Below are 21,602 nucleotides of genomic sequence, written 5' to 3'. Positions count from 1 at the left end.
GGTCAAGCCCGCTCCCACAGGTTTTCGGTGCTCAGACACCCTGTGGGAGCGGGCTTGACCCGCGACAAGGTCACCACCCATCTGCGATAGATAACAATGACCAGCCCCACGCCTTGCTACCACTGCGCCCTGCCCGTCCCGGCCGGCAGCCACTTCACCGCCGTGGTACTCGGCGAACCCCGTGCATTCTGCTGCCCCGGCTGCCAGGCCGTGGCCGAAGCCATCGTCGCCGGCAACCTGGAAAGCTACTACCAGCACCGCAGCGAAGCCAGCGCCAACCCCGACGCGCTGCCCGTGCAACTGGTCGACGAACTGGCCCTGTACGATCGCAGCGACGTGCAGAAGCCTTTTGTGCGCCACACCGGCGAACTCGCTGAAACCACCCTGATGATCGAAGGCATCAGCTGCGCCGCCTGCGGCTGGCTGATCGAAAAGCACCTGCGCAACCTGCCGGCGGTGGCCGAGGCGCGACTGAACCTGTCCAACCATCGCCTGCAGGTACAATGGGCCGACAGCCAGCTGCCGCTCTCGCAACTGTTGGGTGAACTGCGCCATATCGGCTACGCCGCCCACCCCTACCAGGCCGACCGCGCCGCCGAGCAGCTGGCCAGCGAGAACCGCACCGCCCTGCGCCAGCTCGGTGTGGCCGGCCTGCTGTGGTTCCAGGCCATGATGGCAACCATGGCCACCTGGCCCGAGTTCAACATCGACCTGAGCCCGGAGCTGCACACCATCCTTCGCTGGGTGGCACTGTTTCTCACCACGCCCATCGTGTTCTACAGCTGCGCGCCGTTCTTCAAGGGCGCCGCCCGCGACCTGCGCACCCGCCACCTGACCATGGACGTCTCGGTGTCGCTGGCCATCGGCCTGGCCTACTTCGCCGGGATCTGGACCGCCATCACCGGCAGCGGCGAGCTGTATTTCGATGCGGTGGGCATGTTCGCGCTGTTCCTGCTGGCCGGGCGCTACCTGGAACGCCGTGCCCGCGAGCGCACCGCCGCAGCCACCGCGCAACTGGTCAACCTGCTGCCGGCCTCGTGCCTGCGCCTGGATGCCGACGGCAACAGCCAGCGCATCCTGCTGCGCGAGCTGCAGACCGGTGACCGGGTCCTGGTACACCCGGGCGCGGTGCTGCCCGCCGACGGGCGCATCATCGACGGCCAGTCGAGCGTCGACGAATCGCTGCTGACCGGCGAGTACCTGCCGCAACCGCGCCAGCGCGGCGATGCGGTGACGGCCGGCACGCTGAACATCGAGAGCGTACTGACCGTGCAGGTGCAGGCCCTGGGCCAGGACACCCGACTCTCGGCCATCGTGCGCCTGCTCGAACGCGCCCAGTCGGAAAAACCTCGCCTGGCCGAGATCGCCGACCGTGCCTCGCAGTGGTTCCTGCTCTTCTCGCTGGTGGCCGCCGCGGCCATCGGCCTGCTGTGGTGGGAACTGGACCCCTCGCGGGCGTTCTGGATCGTGCTGGCCATGCTGGTCGCCACCTGCCCCTGCGCACTCTCGCTGGCCACCCCCACCGCGCTCACCGCGGCCACCGGCACGCTGCACAAGCTCGGCCTGCTGCTCACCCGCGGCCATGTGCTGGAGGGCCTGAACCAGATCGACACGGTGATTTTCGACAAGACCGGCACCCTCACCGAGGGGCGCCTGACATTGCGCGCCATCCGCCCGCTGGGGACGCTGGACGCCGACCAGTGCCTGACCCTCGCCGCCGCCCTCGAAAGCCGCTCCGAGCACCCGATCGCCCGCGCCTTCGGGCGCACCATCACGGTCGCCGACGACGTGCAGAGCACGCCGGGGCTGGGCCTTGAGGGGCAGGTGGAGAACCGCCGCCTGCGCATCGGCCAGGCCGACTTCGTGTGCGCCCTGAGCCACAGCGCAGTGCCGGCGATGCCCGACGAACCCGGGCAGTGGCTGCTGCTGGGCGACAGCCACGGGCCGCTGGCCTGGTTCGTGCTCGACGACCGCCTGCGCCATGACGCCGCCGACCTGCTGGCAGCCTGCCGTGCCCGCGGCTGGCAGACCCTGCTGCTGTCGGGCGACAGCTCGCCGATGGTGGCCAGCGTCGCCGCCGAGCTGCGCATCGACCAGGCCGTCGGCGGCCTGCGCCCGGACGACAAGCTGCAGCGGCTCAAGGCCCTGCAGGCCAAGGGACACAAGGTGCTGATGCTGGGTGACGGGGTCAACGACGTGCCGGTGCTGGCCGCGGCCGACATCAGCATTGCCATGGGCTCGGCCACCGACCTGGCCAAGACCAGCGCCGATGCGGTGCTGTTGTCCAACCGCCTGGAGGCGCTGGTGCAGGCTTTCGGCCTGGCGCGCCGCACGCGCCGGATAATCATCGAGAACCTGCTGTGGGCTGGCCTGTACAATGGCCTCATGCTGCCGTTCGCCGCACTGGGCTGGATCACTCCGATCTGGGCGGCGGTCGGCATGTCGGTCAGTTCGCTGATCGTGGTGCTCAACGCCCTGCGTCTTACGCGCATCCGCGAGCTGCCTGCCACCGCCCCTATCGTCGACGCCGCACACCCCGCGACGGCCTGACCCGGAGACCCCATGCCCGCGCTCTACGTCATGATTCCCGCCGCGCTGCTGATCGTCGCGATTGCCGTGTACATCTTCTTCTGGGCCGTGGACAGCGGCCAGTACGACGACCTCGAAGGCCCGGCCCACAGCATCCTGTTCGACGACCAGGACCCCAAGCACCAGGCCGCCCTGGACCAGGCCGAGCCGCGCAAGCCCGACGACAGCGACGCCCCGCCCCATGCTTGACCTGTTGCCGCTGCTGAGTTCGGCGCTGATCCTCGGCCTGCTGGGGGGCGGCCACTGCCTGGGAATGTGCGGCGGCCTGATGGGCGCACTCACCCTGGCCATTCCCAAGGCGCAGCGCAGCCGGCGCTTTCAGCTGCTGCTGGCGTACAACCTGGGGCGCATCCTCAGCTATGCCGCTGCCGGCCTGCTGCTGGGCCTGGCCGGCTGGGCGGTGGCGGGCGGCCCGCTGGCCACCGGCATGCGCGTGCTCGCGGCGCTGCTGCTGATCAGCATGGGCCTGTACCTGGCCGGCTGGTGGAGCGGCCTGACCCGTATCGAAAGCCTGGGGCGCGGCCTGTGGCGGCACATACAGCCAGTGGCCAATCGCCTGCTGCCGGTGTCTAGCCTGCCGCGCGCGCTGCTGCTGGGCGCGCTGTGGGGCTGGTTGCCGTGCGGGCTGGTCTACAGCACCCTGCTGTGGGCCGCCAGCCAGGGCAACGCCACCCACAGCGCCCTGCTGATGCTGGCCTTCGGCCTGGGCACCTGGCCGGTGCTGCTGGCCACGGGGCTGGCTGCCGAGCGCACCAGCGCCCTGCTGCGCAAGCGCGGGGTTCGCGTGACGGGGGGCCTGCTGGTGATCCTGTTCGGCCTGTGGACCCTGCCGGGGCCGCACCAGCACTGGCTCATGGGGCACTGAACACCCGTTGATACAAATCAACACGCCCTGACACAACGCTCCCTAGACTCCGGACACTGCCGCCATTCCAGGGACTGCCACCATGCTCGACGCCCTCCACTGGGACCCCGACCTTATTCGCCGTTACGATCTGGCGGGCCCGCGCTACACCTCCTACCCGACCGCCGTGCAACTGCACAGCCAGGTCGGCTCGTTCGACCTGTTGCACGCCCTGCGTGATAGCCGCCGCGCCGCGCGCCCGCTGTCGCTGTACGTGCACGTGCCGTTCTGCGCCAACATCTGCTACTACTGCGCCTGCAACAAGGTGATCACCAAGGACCGCGGTCGCGCCCAGCCCTACCTGCAGCGCCTGGAGCAGGAAATCCAGCTGATCGCCTGCCACCTGGACCCGCGCCAGACCGTGGAGCAACTGCACCTGGGCGGCGGTACACCGACTTTTCTCAGCCACGCCGAACTGCGCCAGCTGATGACGCACCTGCGTCAGCACTTCAACCTGCTGGATGATGATTCGGGCGACTACGGCATCGAGATCGACCCGCGCGAGGCCGACTGGTCGACCATGGGGCTGCTGCGCGAACTGGGCTTCAACCGTGTCAGCCTGGGCGTGCAAGACCTCGACCCGGTGGTGCAACGGGCCATCAACCGCCCGCAAAGCCTGGAGCAGACCCGCGCGATCATCGAGGCGGCGCGCACCCTGCAGTTTCGCTCGATCAACCTCGACCTGATCTACGGCCTGCCCAAGCAGAGTACCGAAGGCTTTGCACGCACCGTCGAGGAAGTGATCAAGCTGCAGCCCGACCGCCTCTCGGTGTTCAACTATGCGCACCTGCCCGAGCGTTTCATGCCCCAGCGGCGCATCGACAGCAGCGACCTGCCGGCGCCTGCGCTGAAACTGGAAATGCTGCACAACACCATCGAGCAGCTGACCGAGGCAGGCTATCGCTACATCGGTATGGACCATTTCGCCCTGCCCGACGACGAACTGGCCATTGCCCAGGAAGAGTCGACCCTGCAGCGCAACTTCCAGGGCTACACCACCCACGGCCACTGCGACCTGATCGGCCTTGGCGTGTCGGCCATCAGCCAGATCGGCGACCTGTACTGCCAGAACAGCAGTGATCTGAACGAATACCAGAACACCCTCGGCGCCTCGCAGTTGCCCACCAGTCGCGGCCTGATCTGCAACGAGGACGACCGCATCCGCCGCGCGGTGATCCAGCAGCTGATCTGCCATTTCGAACTGGAGTTCGAGACCATCGAGCGCGCCTTCACCCTCGATTTTCGCGGTTACTTCAACGCGCAGTGGCCTGCCCTGCTGGGCATGGCCAAGGACGGCCTGATCAGCCTGGATGCCAACGGGATCAAGGTGTTGCCGGCGGGGCGCCTGCTGGTACGCTCGGTATGCATGGTGTTCGATGCCTACCTGGACCTGCACAACCGCCAGCGGTTTTCGCGGGTGATTTGAATCAGCCCATCAACTCGAACACCTTCGCGACCTGATCAAGGCTCAGGTTCTCCTGCTTCATGGCCTTGTTCAGGTTGGCGGTGGCGGTGGTGATTGCCCCCGTCAGCGTGGCGATCTCACCCTGCAGCGATGAGACCTTTTGCCGCATCTGCTCGGGGGTCAGGGAGTTGTCTCGCATGACGGCCTGCATCTGCTGCATCTTTTCAGCCAGTTGCTGCTGCAGCTTGCGGATGGTCTTGAGGGTCTGCTGGATGGTCTGGGGCAGACCGCTTTCCTCGATGTCCTTGTTGCCGCCGCTGCTTTTGGACGCCTGCAGGCCCGCCAGGGACAGGTTGACCCTGACCCCCTCCTTGGCAGGAGCCTCGGCCGGTTGGGCGCTCTGGGCACCGTCGACATTGGTCTTGGCGACAGGGGGTTTGAGTTGGGTTGCAGCGCTATTCAGAGGATTTGAATCGATAGAGAGCATGGACAGTCTTTCCTGTTAAGGACACTATTCCAGGTCATCGGCCAAACATCGCCGATCTTGAGCCCAGCACGCACCAAAAGCGCGCACGCTGGCCTGAACCCGGCCGTCTGAGTTACCCTTACGGCTTATGTGTGCTTTCCCCAGAAGGATCGAATGAAAATGTCCGAGCCAGTTAAACTGCGCCCTCACAACCAGGCCCATTGCAAGGATTGCAGCCTGGCGCCCTTGTGCCTGCCTCTTTCGCTGAATCTGGAAGACATGGACGCACTGGACGAAATCGTCAAGCGCGGGCGTCCGTTGAAAAAAGGCGAGTTTCTGTTCCGCCAGGGCGACAACTTCGGCTCGGTTTACGCCGTGCGCTCCGGCGCCCTGAAGACCTTCAGCCTGAGCGACGCGGGCGAGGAGCAGATCACCGGCTTCCACCTGCCCAGCGAGCTGGTCGGGCTGTCGGGCATGGACACCGAGGCCTACCCGGTATCGGCGCAGGCCCAGGAAACCACTTCGGTGTGCGAGATCCCCTTCGAGCGCCTGGACGAGCTGTCGGTGCAACTGCCGCAGCTGCGTCGCCAACTGATGCGGGTGATGAGCCGCGAGATTCGCGACGACCAGCAGATGATGCTGCTGCTGTCCAAGAAGACTGCGGACGAGCGCATCGCCACCTTCCTGGTCAACCTGTCGGCGCGCTTTCGCGCACGCGGCTACTCGGCCAACCAGTTCCGCCTGAGCATGTCGCGCAACGAAATCGGCAACTACCTGGGCCTGGCGGTGGAAACCGTGTCACGGGTGTTCACGCGCTTCCAGCAGAACGGCCTGATCGAAGCCGAAGGCAAGGAAGTACGCATCATCGACCCGATCCAGCTGTGCGCCCTGGCCGGCGGCTCGCTGGACAGCTGACACCTGGCGCAGCAGGTATACTGGCTGGCGTTTGCCCTTCAGGATACCTGCCCCATGCCGACCGATGCGTTCGACCTCAAATCCCTGATCCGCCCGGTAACGGACTTTCCCAAGCCGGGGGTGATCTTTCGCGACATTACCCCGCTGTTCCAGTCCCCTCGGGGCCTGCGCCACGTTGCCGACCAATTCATCGAACGCTATGTCGAGGCTGACTTCAGCCATGTCGGGGCGCTGGATGCGCGCGGCTTCCTGATCGGCTCGATCATTGCCCACCAGCTCAACAAGCCGCTGATCCTGTTTCGCAAGCAGGGCAAGCTGCCGGCCGATGTGCTGGCCGAGGGTTACCAGACCGAATATGGCGAGGCGTTTCTGGAAGTGCATGCCGACAGCCTGTGCGAGGGCGATGCGGTGCTGATCATGGATGACCTGATCGCCACCGGCGGCACCCTGCTGGCAGCGGCCAGCCTGATACGGCGCATGGGGGCGGCCGTGTTCGAGGCGGCGGCGATCATCGACCTGCCGGAGCTGGGCGGCTCGCAGAAGCTGCAGGCGGCAGGGGTGCAGACGTTCTGCCTGACCGAGTTTTCGCTTAGCGAATATTGATGGGGCCGCTGTGCAGCCAATCGCGGGTCAAGCCCGCTCCCACAAGGTGTTACGCAACCCCTGTAGGAGCGGGCTTGACCCGCGATTGGCCGGCACGGTCACAGCGTGATCGGCTTGCGCCCCGCGAACGAATGCGCCAGCGTTCCGCCATCCACCAGTTCCAGCTCCCCGCCCAGCGGCACACCATGGGCGATGCGTGAAGCCACCAGCCCCTTGTCCGCCAGCAGCTGCGCGATGTAATGCGCCGTGGCCTCCCCTTCCACCGTGGGGTTGGTGGCCAGGATCACCTCGGTGAAGCTGCCCTGCTCCGCAATACGCGCCAGCAACTGCGGAATCCCGATGGCCTCCGGCCCCAGGCCGTCCAGTGGCGACAGATGCCCCTTGAGCACGAAGTAGCGGCCGCGATAACCGGTCTGCTCCACCGCGTACACGTCCATCGGCCCCTCCACCACGCACAGCAGGGTGTCGTCACGCCGTGGGTCGGCGCACTGCGGGCACAGCTCCTGCTCGGTCAGGGTGCGGCACTGACGGCAATGCCCCACCCCCTCCATGGCCTGGCTCAACGCCTGGGCCAGGCGCACGCCGCCGCTGCGGTCACGCTCCAGCAGTTGCAGGGCCATGCGCTGGGCGGTTTTCTGACCCACACCCGGCAGCGTGCGCAAGGCGTCGATCAGTTGGCGAATCAAGGGGCTGAAGCTCATGGTAAAAGGCCTGGCAGATCATCGGTTGAACGGAAAAACGACGATGGGAGCGACAACCGACTGGCTGTGCTCCCACCGAGGGTCACGCAGGCAATGCCTCAGAACGGCATCTTGAAGCCCGGCGGCAGTTGCATGCCGGCGGTCATGCCGCCCATCTTTTCCTGGCTGTTGGCCTCGACCTTGCGCACCGCATCGTTCACGGCCGCAGCGATCAGGTCTTCCAGCACTTCCTTGTCTTCCTGCATCAGGCTGTCGTCCAGGCTGATGCGCTTGACGTCATGGCGACCGGTCATCACCACGCTGACCAGGCCGGCGCCCGATTGGCCGGTCACTTCGGCGTTGGCCAGCTCTTCCTGCATCTTGGCCATTTTTTCCTGCATCTGCTGTGCCTGCTTCATCAGGCCGGCCATGCCACCTTTCATCATGGGAATCACCTCGGTATCAAGTTACTTGGCACACCGCGGCAGACCGCGGTGCTGGGGTAAACGGATTAGTCGCCCTGGGCCACCAGGGCGTCGACAGGTTCAATAGTATCGTGACGCACGGTGGCGCCGAACTGCTGGATCATCTGCTGGATGAACGGATCGTTCTCGATCGACGCCTCGGCCTCGCGCTGACGGTCGGCACGCTTGCGCGACGCGGCCTGGGCCGGGGTTTCCTGCTCGGGGCGGATCAGTTCGATGCTCAGGTTCAGGGTACGCCCAAGGTGCTGGTTGAGCGCATCGTTCAGGCGCCGCTGCTGGGTGGCGTTGAACAGGGCGCTGTGCGCCGGGTCCAGGTGCAGCAGCCAGTTGTCGCCGTCCATCGCGATCAGCGTGCAGTTGGCGGCGATGCTGGCGGTCATGCCCGAAATCGGCAGCAGCGGGAACATCTCCAGCCATTGCAACGCCAGGCCGGTGGCCGGTTGCGCGGCAGGCTCTGGCTCGGGCTCCGGTGCAGGCTCCGGCGCGGTCTCGCTGGCCAGCTCGTCCAGGTAGCTGTAGCCCACCGGGTCGATCTCGGCGTCGTAGTAATCTTCGTCCAGCGGTGGCTCGTCGTCGCGCTCCATGCCCGCCGGGCTATAGCTGGCGTGGTCGGCGATCGGTGGCTCGTCGTGATGCGCGATGGCCGGCGCGGGCGCGGCTGGCACGGGCGCAGCAATCGCCTCGGGTTCAGGTTCGGGCTGCGGCTCGGGTTCCGGCTCGGGTTCCGGCGCCGCAGCGAGCTCGGGCGCAGGCGCGGCCGGCTCGTTCCAGGGCAGGTCGACCTCGGGCACGGGCGGCTCGGCAACCTGCGCTTGCAGTACTGGCGCAGCCTGCACCGGCGGCTCGGGTTCGAGCTGCGGGCGGGCAACAGGTTCGGCAACGGGCGTGGGCACGACCGGTGCAGCCACCACCGGCGCGGCGACCGCTGCCACCGCGGGTGGGGAGTCAGCTGTGGCCTGGCTGATCCCCGTCGACTTTAGCGTCGGTGTCGGCGCATCGACGGTGTCGGCCGGGCGGAACGCCAACATGCGCAACAGCACCATCTCGAAGCCGCCACGCGGGTCGGGGGCCAGCGGCAGATCGCGCCGGCCGATCAGGCCCATCTGGTAATAGAACTGCACATCTTCGGCCGGCAGAGCGCCGGCCAGCGCCAGCACGCGGTCACGATCACCCTGGCCGTTGTCCACCGCCTCGGGCAGCGCCTGGGCCACCGCCACGCGGTGCAGCACATTGAGCATTTCAGACAGCACGCCGTTCCAGTCCGGCCCTTGCTCGGCCAGGTGCCGCACGGCTTCGAGCAGGGCCCGTGCGTCCCCTTCGAGCAGGGCCTGGAGCACGCCATAGACCTGGCCGTGATCGAGGGTGCCGAGCATGGCGCGCACATCCGCCGCCAGCACCTTGCCTTCGCCAAAGGCGATGGCCTGGTCGGTGAGGCTCATGGCATCGCGCATCGAACCGTCGGCGGCGCGGCCCAGCAACCACAGGGCGTCGTCTTCGAACGGCACGTTCTCGACCCCGAGCACATGGCTCAGGTGCTCGACCACCCGCTCGGGGGTCATGTTCTTGAGCGAGAACTGCAGGCAGCGCGACAGGATGGTGGCGGGCAGCTTCTGCGGGTCGGTGGTGGCAAGAATGAACTTGACGTAGGGCGGCGGCTCTTCAAGCGTCTTGAGCAAGGCGTTGAACGAGTGGCTGGAGAGCATGTGCACTTCGTCGATCAGGTAGACCTTGAAGCGCCCGCGGCTTGGCGCGTACTGCACGTTGTCGAGCAGCTCGCGGGTATCCTCGACCTTGGTGCGGCTGGCGGCGTCGATCTCGATCAGGTCGACGAAGCGCCCCTCGTCGATCTCGCGGCACACCGAACAGGTGCCGCACGGTGTCGAGGTAATGCCGGTTTCACAGTTGACGCATTTGGCGATGATGCGCGCGATGGTGGTCTTGCCCACCCCGCGGGTGCCGGTGAACAGGTAGGCGTGGTGCAGCCGCTGGTTGTCCAGCGCGTTGATCAGGGCCTTGAGCACATGGGTCTGGCCGACCATTTCGCGGAACGAGCGCGGACGCCATTTACGTGCAAGAACCTGATAACTCATCGAAAACCGTCGGATAGATAGACCAAAGACCGCTAATCCTAGCGGAGCAGGGGCAAAAATGCATCCGCCGTGCATGGGCACGCCGGCCAGTCACCGTTGATCGGACAACGGCCCGGGCTGGCCGGTTGCCTGTCCTCTGGCTGAACACGCGCCAGGCAAAGCTTGGTAACCTATGTGCCAATCGTGAAACAAACTGATATATGTCAGCACGACTTATCAGTCATTTCCTACAAGCTAGGCTAAGCTTTATGCCGTTCGTGCCAACCTTGTTCAAGAACGGCATCCATCGTGCAGATGCGCTGCACAGGCAGCGACAAAACAGTCAAACTTATGGCGGTATTTTTTTAACTCGGCGAAAATGCGAAAAACCAGCCCAGAAGTGAACAAAATATTGACACTATCAGTTTGATATCACACATTAGCATCCTAGCAGTGTGACAGACCTTATCTGCCCCAGCAGTTGATCAGATAGCCGTAGGCCGGGATTACACATATGAGTCATGCAGACGACATTGGAAATCTGTTCACCAGGTTTGGGGCAAGTGCGGACAGCTATAAAGAAATCGACACCGAGTTCGAATACCTCGAACCCGCGCTGACGGTGGCTGAACCGATCACACCTGCTGCCGCGCCCGAGCCGGTTGCCCCGGTGGCCGCGACCCTGGCGGCCCTGAAGCTGCCGCCGACCCTGGCATCGGTGCCTGCGCCGGTACAGGCACCAGCTCCTGCGCCGGCAGTCGTTGCGGTGCCCGCGCCCGTGAAGCGTATATCGCCCGCTCCCGAACCGGCTGCACAGCCCGCCGGCGCCCCCCTGTCGCTGCGTGAACAACTCGAAGCGGCGGCTCGCCTGCGCCATGCCACGGCCCAGGGGCTGAATCAGGGTGCACTGGAGCATGCCATGCACAAACCGGCACCGACACGCCCCCAGGCCAGCATCATCGCTGTGGTTTCGGCCAAGGGTGGTGTGGGCAAGACCACCTTTGCCGCCGCGCTGGCCAAGCTGCTGGAGCGCCCGCACGGTCGCGTGGTGGCACTGGACCTGGACCCGCAGAACAGCCTCGCCAGCCAACTGATGCTGCCGCGTACCGCCCCCGGTCTGAGCCAGGCCACCGACAGCGACGAACCCTGGAGCATCCACTGCCACCCAGTGCCCGACTCGACCGCCGAATGCCTGCCATTCGGGCACGCCGACGCCACCCAGTTGCGCAGCCTGGAGCAGCGCCTGGCCAACCAGCCTGGCTGGCTGCTGCAGCAATTGGCAACGCTGGCACTGACACCCGCTGACGTACTGATCATCGACCTGCCCACCGGCGCCACCCCATGGCTTGCGCCAGTGCTGGAGATGGCCGACCAGGTGGTGGCCCTGACCCTGCCGACTCCAGCCGCCTACCGCGTGCTGGATGAACTGCAGGCCTGGCTTGCGCCCCTGCACCAGCGCAGCCCCGCGCCGCGCTGCGGCTACCTGATCAACAAGGTCGACCCCACCCGCGCGCTGGACCTGGACATGTGCCAGGTACTGCGCCAGCGCATCGGTCGCGAGCTGCTGGGCATGGTCCGTCTCGACCACAGCCTGGACGAAGCCCAGGCCTTCGAATTCGATCCGTTCGTCAAGGTGCCCGACAGCCCTGCCTGCCAGGACCTGCGCGACGTGGCGCATGCCCTTGGCGCCCACCTCGCCCATCACCACCAACAGTCCGGTACCCCATGACCGCCCCCTTAGACCAGGCGTCTGCAGTGCAGGCGCCCAACACGGTTGCGCGCTTGAATGTCTGGCTCGAACGCTTCGGGCAATGGCCCGCCCCGGTGCTGCGCGCGCTGAAGATCGGTGCCGGCCTGATCGGCGCCCTGCTGCTGGTGGCCGTGGTCACCGCCCCCCTGGAGCTGGAGCGCCAGTTCGCCTTCGCCGCCCTGTGCTTCGCCGGCCTGCTGATACTGCGCAAGCTGCCCGGGCGCCTGCCGGTGCTGGCCATGGTGGTGTTGTCGCTGGTGGCCACCCTGCGTTATGTGTACTGGCGCGTCACCGACACGCTGGGCTTCGACAGCTGGCTGGACATCGTGTTCGGCTACGGCCTGGTGGCAGCAGAGTTCTATGCCCTGGTGGTGCTGGCGTTCGGCTACATGCAGACCGCCTGGCCCTTGCAGCGCAAGCCCAAGATTCTTACCCAGGACCCCAAGGACTGGCCCACGGTGGATGTGTTCATCCCCACCTACAACGAAGCGCTGAGCATCGTGAAGCTGACGATCTTCGCCGCCCAGGCCATCGACTGGCCGCGCGACAAGCTGCGCGTGCACGTGTTGGATGATGGCCGCCGCGACGATTTTCGCGAGTTCTGCCGGCAGATCGGGGTCAACTACATCGTGCGCGCCGACAACGTCCACGCCAAGGCCGGCAACCTCAACGAGGCCCTGAAAGTCACCGACGGCGAGTACATCGCCATTTTCGACGCTGACCACGTGCCCACGCGCTCCTTCCTGCAGGTGGCGATGGGCTGGTTCCTCAAGGACCCGAAACTGGCCCTGCTGCAGACCCCGCACTTCTTCTTTTCGCCCGACCCGTTCGAGAAGAACCTCGACACGTTCCGCTCGGTGCCCAACGAGGGCGAGCTGTTCTACGGCCTGGTGCAGGACGGCAACGACCTGTGGAACGCCACCTTCTTCTGCGGCTCGTGTGCAGTGATCCGCCGCAGCCACCTGCTGGAAGTGGGCGGCGTGGCCATCGAGACGGTGACCGAAGATGCGCACACCGCGCTCAAGCTCAACCGCAAGGGCTACAACACCGCGTACCTGGCGATCCCCCAGGCTGCGGGCCTGGCCACCGAGAGCCTGTCGCGGCACATCAGCCAGCGCATCCGCTGGGCACGCGGCATGGCGCAGATCTTCCGTACCGACAACCCGTTCATCGGCAAGGGCCTGAGCTTCGGCCAACGCGTGTGCTACGTGAACGCCATGCTGCACTTCTTCTACGGCCTGCCGCGCCTGGTCTTCCTGACCGCGCCGCTGGCGTACCTGATCTTCGGCGCGCAGATCTTCCACGCCTCGGCGCTGATGATCACCGCCTACGTACTGCCGCACATCTTCCACGCCAGCCTGACCAACTCGCGTATCCAGGGGCGCTTTCGCCATTCGTTCTGGAACGAGGTCTACGAGTCGGTGCTGGCCTGGTACATCATGCGCCCGGTACTGGTGGCGCTGATCAACCCCAAGCTTGGCGGCTTCAACGTGACCGACAAGGGCGGCATCATCGACAAGGAATACTTCGACTGGGAGCTGGCGCGCCCCTACATCATCCTGCTGACCCTGAACCTGATCGGCATGGTGTTCGGTGTGGTGCAACTGATCTGGGGCGACCCGGCCGCAGCCATCACCATCATCATCAACCTGGCCTGGACGATCTACAACGTGATCATCACCAGCGCTGCCGTTGCGGTTGCCAGTGAAACCCGCCAGGTGCGTTCCGAGCCGCGCGTGCGCGCTGAGCTGCCGATTCAGGTGCAGACCGCCGACGGCACCACCATCGACTGCACCACCGTGGACTTCTCGCAAAAGGGCGTGGGCTTCAAGCTTCCCGAGGGCCAGAGCCTGCACAAGGGCCAGGACATCCAGGTGATCCTGATGCGCAAGCAGCAGGCCTGCGTACTGCCGGCCACCGTGGTGTTCAGCCGTGGCGCCATGGTCGGGGTGCAGTTCAAGCCGCTGACCTTGCGCCAGCAGAGCGACTTCGTGCGCCTGACCTTCTCGCGGGCCGACACCTGGGCCGCAACCTGGGGTGGCAGCAAGCCCGACACCCCGTTGAGCGCCCTGCACGATGTGAGCCGCATCGGCGTGCGCGGCATCATGGACCTGGCCCAGGCGACCCTCAGCGCCTTGCGCCATCGTCGCTACAAGCGCAAGCAAGCCCCCACCCACCTCGAACCTTCGTTGGACTCGCAATGACCGTCATGCTTCATACCGACCAACAAGTGAACCTGTCGCGCCGTTCTCGCCGTCTGCTCGCCGGCTCGCTGCTGTGCCTGGGCAGCCTGCTGCAACCTGCCCAGGCCGATGAGGTCGCGGCCAGCGCAGCGGCGCCCGCCACGGAGCCCGCCGCCAGCGAAACGGCGCCGGCGGCACCGGATGCGGCTGGCGAAAAGTACCAGCTCAGCCTCAAGCAGCTGGGCAAGAACTACACCATGAGCCTGCGTGGCGTGGAGTCGACCGACACGGTCAACTTCGACGTGCGGGCCGACGAGGTGGTGACCGGCGCGCAACTGACCCTGCAATACACCTATTCGCCAGCGCTGCTCAGCGACCTCTCGCAGATCAACATCATGGTCAACGACGAAGTGGCCGCCAGCCTGCCGTTGCCCAAGGAAAACGCCGGCGTCCTGCAAAAGCAGGTGATCGACATTCCGCCGTACCTGATCACCGAGTTCAACCGGCTCGGCGTGCAGTTGATCGGCCACTACACCATGCAGTGCGAAGACCCGCTGCATTCGAGCCTGTGGGCCAAGATCAGCAACGAAAGCCAGTTGAGCCTGCAGGTCAAGCCGGTGGTGCTGCCCAACGACCTGGCCCTGCTGCCGCTGCCGCTGTTCGATCGTCGCGACCCACGCGCCCTGAGCCTGCCGTTCGTGTTTGCCGTGGCCCCCGACAACACCACCCTCGAAGCGGCGGGCGCGGTGTCGTCGTGGATCGGTGCACTGGCCAGCTACCGTGGCGCAAACTTCCCCACCAACCTGCACAGCCTGCCCGCCAGCGGCAACGCGGTGGTGCTGGTCAACACCGCCGAGGCCAACCAGGTCGAGGGCCTGACGCTGCCCGACCTCAAGGGCCCGACCCTGTCGCTGGTGAGCAACCCCAACGACCCGCACGGCAAGCTGCTGGTCATCGCCGGACGCGACAGCGCCGAACTCAAGCGCGCCGCCACCGCCCTGGTGATCGGCTACCGCAGCTTCTCCGGCCCCAGCGTGCAGATCGACACCGTCAATGCGCTGCAGCCACGCCAGCCGTATGACGCGCCCAACTGGCTGCCGACCGATCGCCCGGTGCGCCTTGGCGAGCTGATCGACCCGCGTCAGCTCAATGTGTCGGGCTACAACCCCGGCATGATCACCGTGCCGGTGCGCCTGCCACCCGACCTGTTCAACTGGCGCGAACAGGGCGCCCGGCTGGACCTCAAGTACCGCTACACCCCACAGCAGACCTCGTCCAACTCTTCGCTGCTGGTGAGCTTCAACGACACTTTCATCAAGTCGATGAACCTGCCCTCGATCGAGCGCCTGGGCGGCGGCGACAGCCTGCTGGCAGCCCTGAAGAAAGACGACAGCATCGCCCGCGAGGCGAGCATGCTGCTGCCGCTGGACTCGGTCGCCCTGCAGTCGCGCCTGCAGTTCCGCTTCATGTACGACTACATCAAGCAGGGTGAATGCCGCGACATCATCATCGACAACATGCGCGGCGCCATCGACCCGGACTCCACCCTGGACCTGAACGGCTACGACCACTTCATCGCCATGCCCAACCTGGGCGTGTTCAAGGACAGCGGCTTCCCGTTCACGCGCCTGGCCGACCTGTCCGACTCGGCGGTGATCCTGCCGGACAACGCCGGCAGCGCCGACTGGAGCGCCTACCTCACCGTACTCGGACGCTTTGGCGACTCCACCGGCTACCCGGCCACCGCCGTCACCGTGGCCCAGGCCGGCCAGGTCGATGCCCTGGCCGACAAGGACCTGCTGGTGCTGGCTTCCGGCGACAACCAGCCACTGCTCAAGACCTGGGCCGACTACCTGCCCAGCAGGACCCAGGACGCCAGGCATTACGTGGAGTTCTCCGACCTGCCGATGCGCCTGCGCGAATGGATCAGCCCCGATCCCAAGGCCAACCTGCGCGCCGCGCGCGGTGCGCTCACCTTCACCGGCGAGAACCGCAGCTCGTACGTCACCGGGTTCGAGTCGCCGCTCAAGAGCGGGCGCAGCGTGGTGGTGCTGTCCAGCCCGCAGCCGCAGAACCTGGTGGAGGTCACCGACGCCCTGATCGGCGGCGAACAGTACACCCAGGCACTGCAAGGCAGCCTTGTGGTGATCAACGGCAGGAATGTCGAATCGCTGGTGGCCGAGCAGGCTTACTACGTGGGGCACCTGGGGCCGTTCCGTTACATCCAGTGGCTGCTGTCCCAGCATGTACCGGCGCTGCTGCTGTTGACCCTGCTGGGGGTTGCCCTGGTCAGCCTGGTGGCGTTCTTCTCGCTGCGCGCCCAGGCCAAACGTCGCCTCAACATCGAGTAATCGCATGCCTCTGCCAACCGGACACACCGCACCGTTGCCCGCCAGGCGTTCGCGCTCGCTGCTGCGCCGCCTGCTGGGCGCCAGCGCCCTTACCCTGCTGCTGCCCGGCGTGAGCCAGGCCAACAGCTGCCAGGCCGACCCCTGGCCGTTGTGGCAGGTGTTTCGCCAGCACTTCGTGCAACCCGACGGGCGCGTGCTCGATGCCAGCACGCCGCAGCAGCACAGCTCCTCCGAAGGCCAGTCCTACGCGATGTTCTTTGCCCTGGTGGCCAACGACCAGGCCAGCTTCGACAAGCTCTGGCTGTGGGCCAGCAACAACCTTGCCGGTGGCGACATCAAGCAGAACCTGCCGGGGTGGATCTGGGGCCTGGACGACAAGGGCCAGTGGCGCCTGCTGGACCACAACTCGGCCTCGGACGCCGACCTGTGGTTCGCCTACGCGCTGAGCGAGGCCGCGCGGCTGTGGAACACCCCGGCCTACAACGCCCAGGCTGCCCAGCTGCTGGCCAATATCAAGGCCCGCGAAGTGGCCGAGCTGCCGGGCCTGGGCATGATGCTGCTGCCCGGCGGGGAGGGCTTTGCCAAGCCCGATCACTTCTGGCAGCTCAACCCCAGCTACCTGCCGGTGCCGGTGCTGCGACGCCTGGCGGTGGTCGACCCCAAGGGGCCGTGGAGCCAGATCGCCCGCAGCACCGCCAGCCTGATCAAGGGCGTGAGCCACAACGGCTATGTGGCCGACTGGGTGGGCTACCGTGGCACCGGCCCGGACAAGGGCCTGTTCGTGATCGACCCGGTCAAGGGCGAAACCGGCAGCTACGACGCCATCCGCACCTACCTGTGGGCCGGCATGACCCCGGCCAAGGACCCACTGGCCAAGCCGATCCTCGACAGCCTCGACGGCATGGCGCGCAGTGTCGCGACCCACGGCGTACCGCCAGAGAAAGTGCAGGTGCAGGCCAACACCAGCAGCGGCGATGGCCCGTTCGGCTTTTCTGCCGCCCTGCTGCCGTATTTCAAGGCGCGCCAGCAACCCTGGCTGCAGGAACAGCAGCGTGCCCGTGTCGACCAGCTGATGAGCAAAAGCCTGAGCCCCGAAGCGCTGCAGGCCAGACAACCCCCTTACTACGACTTCGTGCTGAGCCTGTTCGCCCTCGGCTTCATGGATGATCGTTACCACTTCCTCGACGACGGGAAGCTGCAACCACTCTGGGAGACTTCATGCCCTCGCGCCGCCAAACCCTAGCCATTGGGGTGCTTGCCGCCCTGATCCACAACAGCAGCTTTGCCGAGCTCAGCGAGAACGGCAAGGTCCTGCTGGAACAGGGTCAATACTGGCAGGCCCGCAAAGACATCACCCGCGCCACCGAGGCATGGCGCAAGCTGCTGCTGATCGATCCGCAGCAGGCCGACGCGTTGTACGGCCTTGGCCTGCTGGAGCTTGATGGCAATCGCCCGCAGGGCGCCAAGCGCTACCTCGACCAGCTCAGGCAGGCGCACCCCGGCGAGCGTCAGACCCTGTTGCTGCAACAGGAGATCGCCCTGCACAGCGCCGATAACACCGCGCAACTGGAGCAGGCCCGCCAACTCGCCGAATCGGGCGAGCTGGATCAGGCTGTGGCGGCATACCGCACGCTGTTCAGTGGCAGTGCACCCCAGGGCGAACTGGGCCTGGAGTTCTACAGCTACCTGGGCTACACCGCCACCGGCTGGCAGGAAGCGCGCCAGGGCCTGGAGCGCCTGCAGGGCCAGTCGCCGGACAACCCCAAGATCAAGCTCAACCTGGCCAAGCTGCTGCTGCGCAACGAAAGCACGCGGGTGGAGGGCATTCGCCGGCTGGCGTCCTATGCCAACGACCCGGTGATCGGCAGTGAATCGATCGAGGGCTGGCGCCAGGGCCTGTCCTGGCTGGGTGCGCCGCGCCCGGCCGAGGTGCCGTTGTTCGATGCCTACCTCAAGGCCTATCCGGACGACGAAGAGATCCGCAACCAGCTCAAGAGCGGTGCCCGTGCCAGCCAGGCCAGCGCCGTCCAACGCCAGAACAGCCACCTGGTGCGCGGCTTCAAGGCGCTGGACGCCAACGACCTGCCCCAGGCCGAGCAGTCGTTCCAGGCCCGTTTGCGCGAGCAGGCGCAGGATGCCGACGCCCTCGGCGGGCTGGGCATCGTGCGCCAGCGCCAGGGCCGCCTGGGCGACGCCGATGCACTGTTCAAGCAGGCCATCAGCCGTGGCAACAGCAGCCGCTGGCAAAGCGCCCTGCAAGGCAACCGCTACTGGGTGCTGCTGGACCAGGCCAATGCCGCCCGCGACGCCGGCAATCCGCAAGACGCCCGCGAGCTGCTGCAACGCGCCATCGCGATGAACCCGCGCCAGGTGCAGGGGCCTGTCAGCCTGGCCGACCTGCAGGCCGCCCAGGGTCAGTTCGACAGCGCCGAAACCACCTATCGCCAGGCCCTGAGCCTGGATGCCGGCAACCCCGATGCGCTGCGCGGGCTGGTCAGCGTGCTGGCGCAGAACGGCAAGCTGGGCGAAAGCCAGCGCCTGATCGACGGGCTCAGCGATGCCCAGCGCGAACGCCTGGGCGACCTGCGCGTGCTGCGCGCGGCCATCGCCGTAGGCCAGGCCCGCGACGCCGAGCGCAGTGGCGACCTGGCCGGCGCTCGCAAGGCGCTGGAAGAGGCCGTGCGCAACGACCCGCAGAACGTGTGGGCGCGTTACGACCTGGCGCAGGTCTACCTCAAGAGCGATGCCTCCGGCAAGGCGCGCCAGACCATCGACGAGATGCTCAAGGCCAACCCGCAGCGGGCCGAGGCGCTGTATGCCAGCGCGCTGTTCTCCAGCCGCCTGGGCGAGTGGCAGTCGGCCCAGCGCAGCCTGGCGCAGGTGCCCGCGGCCCAGCGCAGCGCCGCCATGCACACCCTGGCCGAAGAGATCGAACTGCACCTGCTGACCCGCCAGGCGGCAGACCTGGCCAAACAGGGCCAGCGCCAACAGGCCATGAAGCTGCTGCAACGCGCCGAACCGGCAGCGGCCAACAACCCCGGCATGCTCTCGGCGCTGGCCGCGACCTATATCGATATCGGCCAGACCGAACATGCGCTGGGCATGCTGCGCACCGCCATTGCCCAGAGCAGCACGCCCTCCCCGTCCCTGCGCCTGGCCTATGCCGGCGCACTGCTCAAGGCCGGCGACGACGTGCAGGTGAACCAGATTCTGCGCGAGCTGCGCAGCCAGCCACTGCAGGCCGGCGACCAGCGCAGCTACGACGACCTGGTGTTCCAGTACACCGTGCGCCAGGCCGACCTGCTGCGTGAAAAGGGCGACCTGGTGGCCGCCTACGACACCCTCGCCCCGGCCCTGGCGCAACGCCCGCAAGACCCGCAGGCAGTGTCGTCGCTGGCGCGCATGTACCTGGACAACCGCAACCCGGCCAAGGCGGTGGAGCTGTTCACCCCGCTGCTGCGCCAGTACCCGGACAATGCCGACGTGCAGATGGGCGCCGCCCAGGCCTTCGTACAGGCCGGCGATGCCGACAAGGCCGAGCGCGCCGTTGAAAAGGCCCTGCAACTGGCCCCGCAGAACCCGCAGATTCTCACCAGTGCTGCCGGCTATTACCGTGGCCGCGGCAAGCTGGCCAAGGCCGAGCAGCTGTACGCCCAGGCCCTGGCCTTGCAGGCGCCGCCGGAGCAGAACGTGCTCAACCCCTTCGGCCAGGCGATTGCCGTCAACCCCTTCGTCGGCCAACCGGGCCAGCGCAAGCAGTCGCGCCTGAGCGAAACGGTGCTGGCCGAGATTCCCGAGCCGGCACAGACCCAGGTCAGCAGCCGCGCCAACGAGGCGTTCGACGCACCGGTGCTGCTGGCCAGTCGCGACAGCGAACCTGGCCTGCGCACGGCCAGCCAGGCCACGCCGCAGCTCGCCACGCCGGCACCGGTCGACCCGCGCGCCGCGCTGCAGACCGAGCTGGATACGATTCGCGAGGCGCGCAGCCCGCAAATCAAGCAGGGCGTCACTTTCCGCGGTAACGACAGCGAATCGGGGCTGGGCAAGATTACCGATGTGGAGGCGCCGCTGGAGATCAGTTTCCCCGTCGGCGACGATCGCATGGCCTTGCGCGTTACCCCGGTATCGCTCAACGCCGGAGGCGTGAGCAGCGACCCGGCGAATCGCTTCCGCTTTGGCGGCTTTACCGCCGAGCAAATTGCCAACCTGGCCAATGCTGGCACCGAAGCACAGATCGAGCAGGCAGCCTCCGACCTGTTCTTCGGCAGCACCGGCAAACAGAAGGATTCGGGCGTCGGCTTCGCGGTAGCCTATGAGAACCCGTCGCTAGGGCTCAAGAGCGACCTTGGCGTAAGCCCGGTCGGGTTCCTCTACAACACCGTTGTCGGCGGCATCAATCTGGATCGCCCGTTCAGCGAAGGCAGTAACTGGCGTTACGGGCTCAACCTGTCAAGGCGTTCCGTGACCGACAGCCTGACATCCTTTGCCGGTGCCCGCGACGCGCGCAGTGGTCTGGAATGGGGTGGTGTGACTGCCAACGGGGGTCGCCTGCAAGTGGGCTACGACAATCAGCGCTACGGCGTCTACGGCTACGGATCCTGGCACAAGCTGATCGGTCATAACGTCGACGACAATACCCGCACCGAACTGGGCAGCGGTATCTACTGGTACCTGCTGAACAACCAGGACCAGCGCCTGACTGCGGGCTTGAGCGTTTCGGGTACCCACTACGCCGAGAACCAGAGCTTCTTCACCTATGGTCACGGCGGCTACTTCAGCCCACAGAACTTCTTTTCCATCGCCATTCCGGTGAACTGGGCCCATCGCGGGCCGGACTGGAGCTACCAGGTCAACGGCTCAGTCGGCATGCAACATATCGAGCAGGACGGCGCACCTTACTTCCCGCGAGACCCGCGTCTGCAATCGGCGTTCGATCAGGCGTCGCAGCTTCTGGCTGAAAACGACGTCGACTTTCGCACCCGTTACTCATCTCAAAGCAAGACCGGCATCGGCTACTCGCTGGGCGCCAGTGGCGAATACCGGCTGGGCGATGGGTTCTTCTTCGGCGGCACCCTGGGTGTGGACAACGCCCGCGACTACCAGCAATGGACCGGTGGCCTGTACCTGCGCTACCTGTTCGACGACGGCCGCGGCGCCATGCCGTTGCCCGTCAACCCGTACCGTTCCCCTTATTCGAATTGA

At 66.3% G+C, this 21,602-nt stretch carries 15 protein-coding genes; 11 read left to right on the top strand and 4 right to left on the bottom strand.

All coding sequences use genetic code 11. The features are described from left to right. Positions 1 to 96: 96 nt before the first annotated feature. The 4 genes from QMX96_RS16865 (at position 97) to hemN (ending at position 4,919) form a co-directional block, all read left to right on the top strand. Positions 97 to 2,550, top strand: a complete 2,454-nt coding sequence (locus QMX96_RS16865) for a heavy metal translocating P-type ATPase (protein ID WP_054915578.1) — start codon at positions 97 to 99, stop codon at positions 2,548 to 2,550. Between the two features lie 12 nt (positions 2,551 to 2,562). Beyond that, entirely contained in the window at positions 2,563 to 2,778 is a 216-nt protein-coding gene (ccoS, locus tag QMX96_RS16860) for a cbb3-type cytochrome oxidase assembly protein CcoS (RefSeq protein WP_043862380.1), read from the top strand. Continuing rightward, entirely contained in the window at positions 2,771 to 3,454 is a 684-nt protein-coding gene (locus tag QMX96_RS16855) for a sulfite exporter TauE/SafE family protein (protein ID WP_043862379.1), read from the top strand. Before ccoS ends, QMX96_RS16855 begins: the two co-directional genes overlap by 8 nt. A gap of 82 nt (positions 3,455 to 3,536) precedes the next feature. Continuing rightward, a complete protein-coding gene (gene hemN, locus QMX96_RS16850; protein ID WP_058542025.1) occupies positions 3,537 to 4,919 on the top strand; it encodes an oxygen-independent coproporphyrinogen III oxidase in 1,383 nt (460 codons plus the stop codon). A 1-nt stretch (position 4,920) separates the two neighbouring features. On the opposite strand, the gene QMX96_RS16845 is transcribed toward hemN, so the two are convergent. Next, a complete protein-coding gene (locus QMX96_RS16845) occupies positions 4,921 to 5,385 on the bottom strand; it encodes a hypothetical protein (protein ID WP_043862377.1) in 465 nt (154 codons plus the stop codon). A gap of 159 nt (positions 5,386 to 5,544) precedes the next feature. Between QMX96_RS16845 and fnrA the strand changes: the two genes are divergently transcribed. Both fnrA and QMX96_RS16835 read left to right on the top strand, forming a co-directional pair. Beyond that, positions 5,545 to 6,279 carry a Crp/Fnr family transcriptional regulator FnrA gene (gene fnrA, locus QMX96_RS16840; RefSeq protein ID WP_043862376.1) on the top strand — a complete coding sequence of 245 codons (735 nt, stop codon included), beginning with the start codon at positions 5,545 to 5,547 and terminating at the stop codon, positions 6,277 to 6,279. 54 nt (positions 6,280 to 6,333) lie between these two features. Further along, positions 6,334 to 6,882 carry an adenine phosphoribosyltransferase gene (locus tag QMX96_RS16835; protein ID WP_054915581.1) on the top strand — a complete coding sequence of 183 codons (549 nt, stop codon included), beginning with the start codon at positions 6,334 to 6,336 and terminating at the stop codon, positions 6,880 to 6,882. Positions 6,883 to 6,980: 98 nt separating this feature from the next. Here the strand turns inward: QMX96_RS16835 and recR are convergent, their stop codons facing one another. The 3 genes from recR to dnaX all read right to left on the bottom strand — a co-directional run bounded on the left by recR (position 6,981) and on the right by dnaX (position 10,137). Further along, positions 6,981 to 7,583, bottom strand: coding sequence for a recombination mediator RecR (gene recR, locus QMX96_RS16830; protein ID WP_043862374.1), 603 nt, complete (start codon positions 7,581 to 7,583; stop codon positions 6,981 to 6,983). A gap of 98 nt (positions 7,584 to 7,681) precedes the next feature. Continuing rightward, a complete protein-coding gene (locus QMX96_RS16825) occupies positions 7,682 to 8,008 on the bottom strand; it encodes a YbaB/EbfC family nucleoid-associated protein (RefSeq protein ID WP_010226011.1) in 327 nt (108 codons plus the stop codon). 65 nt (positions 8,009 to 8,073) lie between these two features. Beyond that, positions 8,074 to 10,137 carry a DNA polymerase III subunit gamma/tau gene (gene dnaX, locus QMX96_RS16820; protein WP_196932912.1) on the bottom strand — a complete coding sequence of 688 codons (2,064 nt, stop codon included), beginning with the start codon at positions 10,135 to 10,137 and terminating at the stop codon, positions 8,074 to 8,076. Between the two features lie 493 nt (positions 10,138 to 10,630). On the opposite strand from dnaX, the gene bcsQ reads away from it, so the two are divergent. From bcsQ to QMX96_RS16795, 5 genes are read left to right on the top strand one after another with little or no spacing between them, the layout of a single operon-like run. Continuing rightward, positions 10,631 to 11,845: a cellulose biosynthesis protein BcsQ gene (gene bcsQ, locus QMX96_RS16815; RefSeq protein ID WP_196932913.1), complete on the top strand. Its 1,215-nt coding sequence runs from the start codon at positions 10,631 to 10,633 to the stop codon at positions 11,843 to 11,845. Further along, a complete protein-coding gene (gene bcsA / locus QMX96_RS16810; protein WP_043862371.1) occupies positions 11,842 to 14,070 on the top strand; it encodes a UDP-forming cellulose synthase catalytic subunit in 2,229 nt (742 codons plus the stop codon). The genes bcsQ and bcsA overlap by 4 nt, the downstream gene beginning before the upstream one ends. After that, positions 14,067 to 16,400, top strand: a complete 2,334-nt coding sequence (gene bcsB, locus QMX96_RS16805) for a cellulose biosynthesis cyclic di-GMP-binding regulatory protein BcsB (protein WP_282362068.1) — start codon at positions 14,067 to 14,069, stop codon at positions 16,398 to 16,400. The genes bcsA and bcsB overlap by 4 nt, the downstream gene beginning before the upstream one ends. 4 nt (positions 16,401 to 16,404) lie before the next feature. Then, entirely contained in the window at positions 16,405 to 17,643 is a 1,239-nt protein-coding gene (gene bcsZ / locus QMX96_RS16800; protein ID WP_282362067.1) for a cellulose synthase complex periplasmic endoglucanase BcsZ, read from the top strand. After that, positions 17,619 to 21,602 (top strand): cellulose biosynthesis protein BcsC, encoded by a 3,984-nt coding sequence (locus tag QMX96_RS16795; protein ID WP_282362066.1) that lies wholly within the window; start codon positions 17,619 to 17,621, stop codon positions 21,600 to 21,602. Before bcsZ ends, QMX96_RS16795 begins: the two co-directional genes overlap by 25 nt.

This window comes from Pseudomonas sp. PS01300, from assembly GCF_029960155.1.
Taxonomy (GTDB): Bacteria; Pseudomonadota; Gammaproteobacteria; order Pseudomonadales; family Pseudomonadaceae; genus Aquipseudomonas; species Aquipseudomonas palmensis.
The sequence above is the reverse complement of the archived record's forward strand: the minus strand, read 5'-3'. Positions and strand labels throughout refer to the sequence as shown.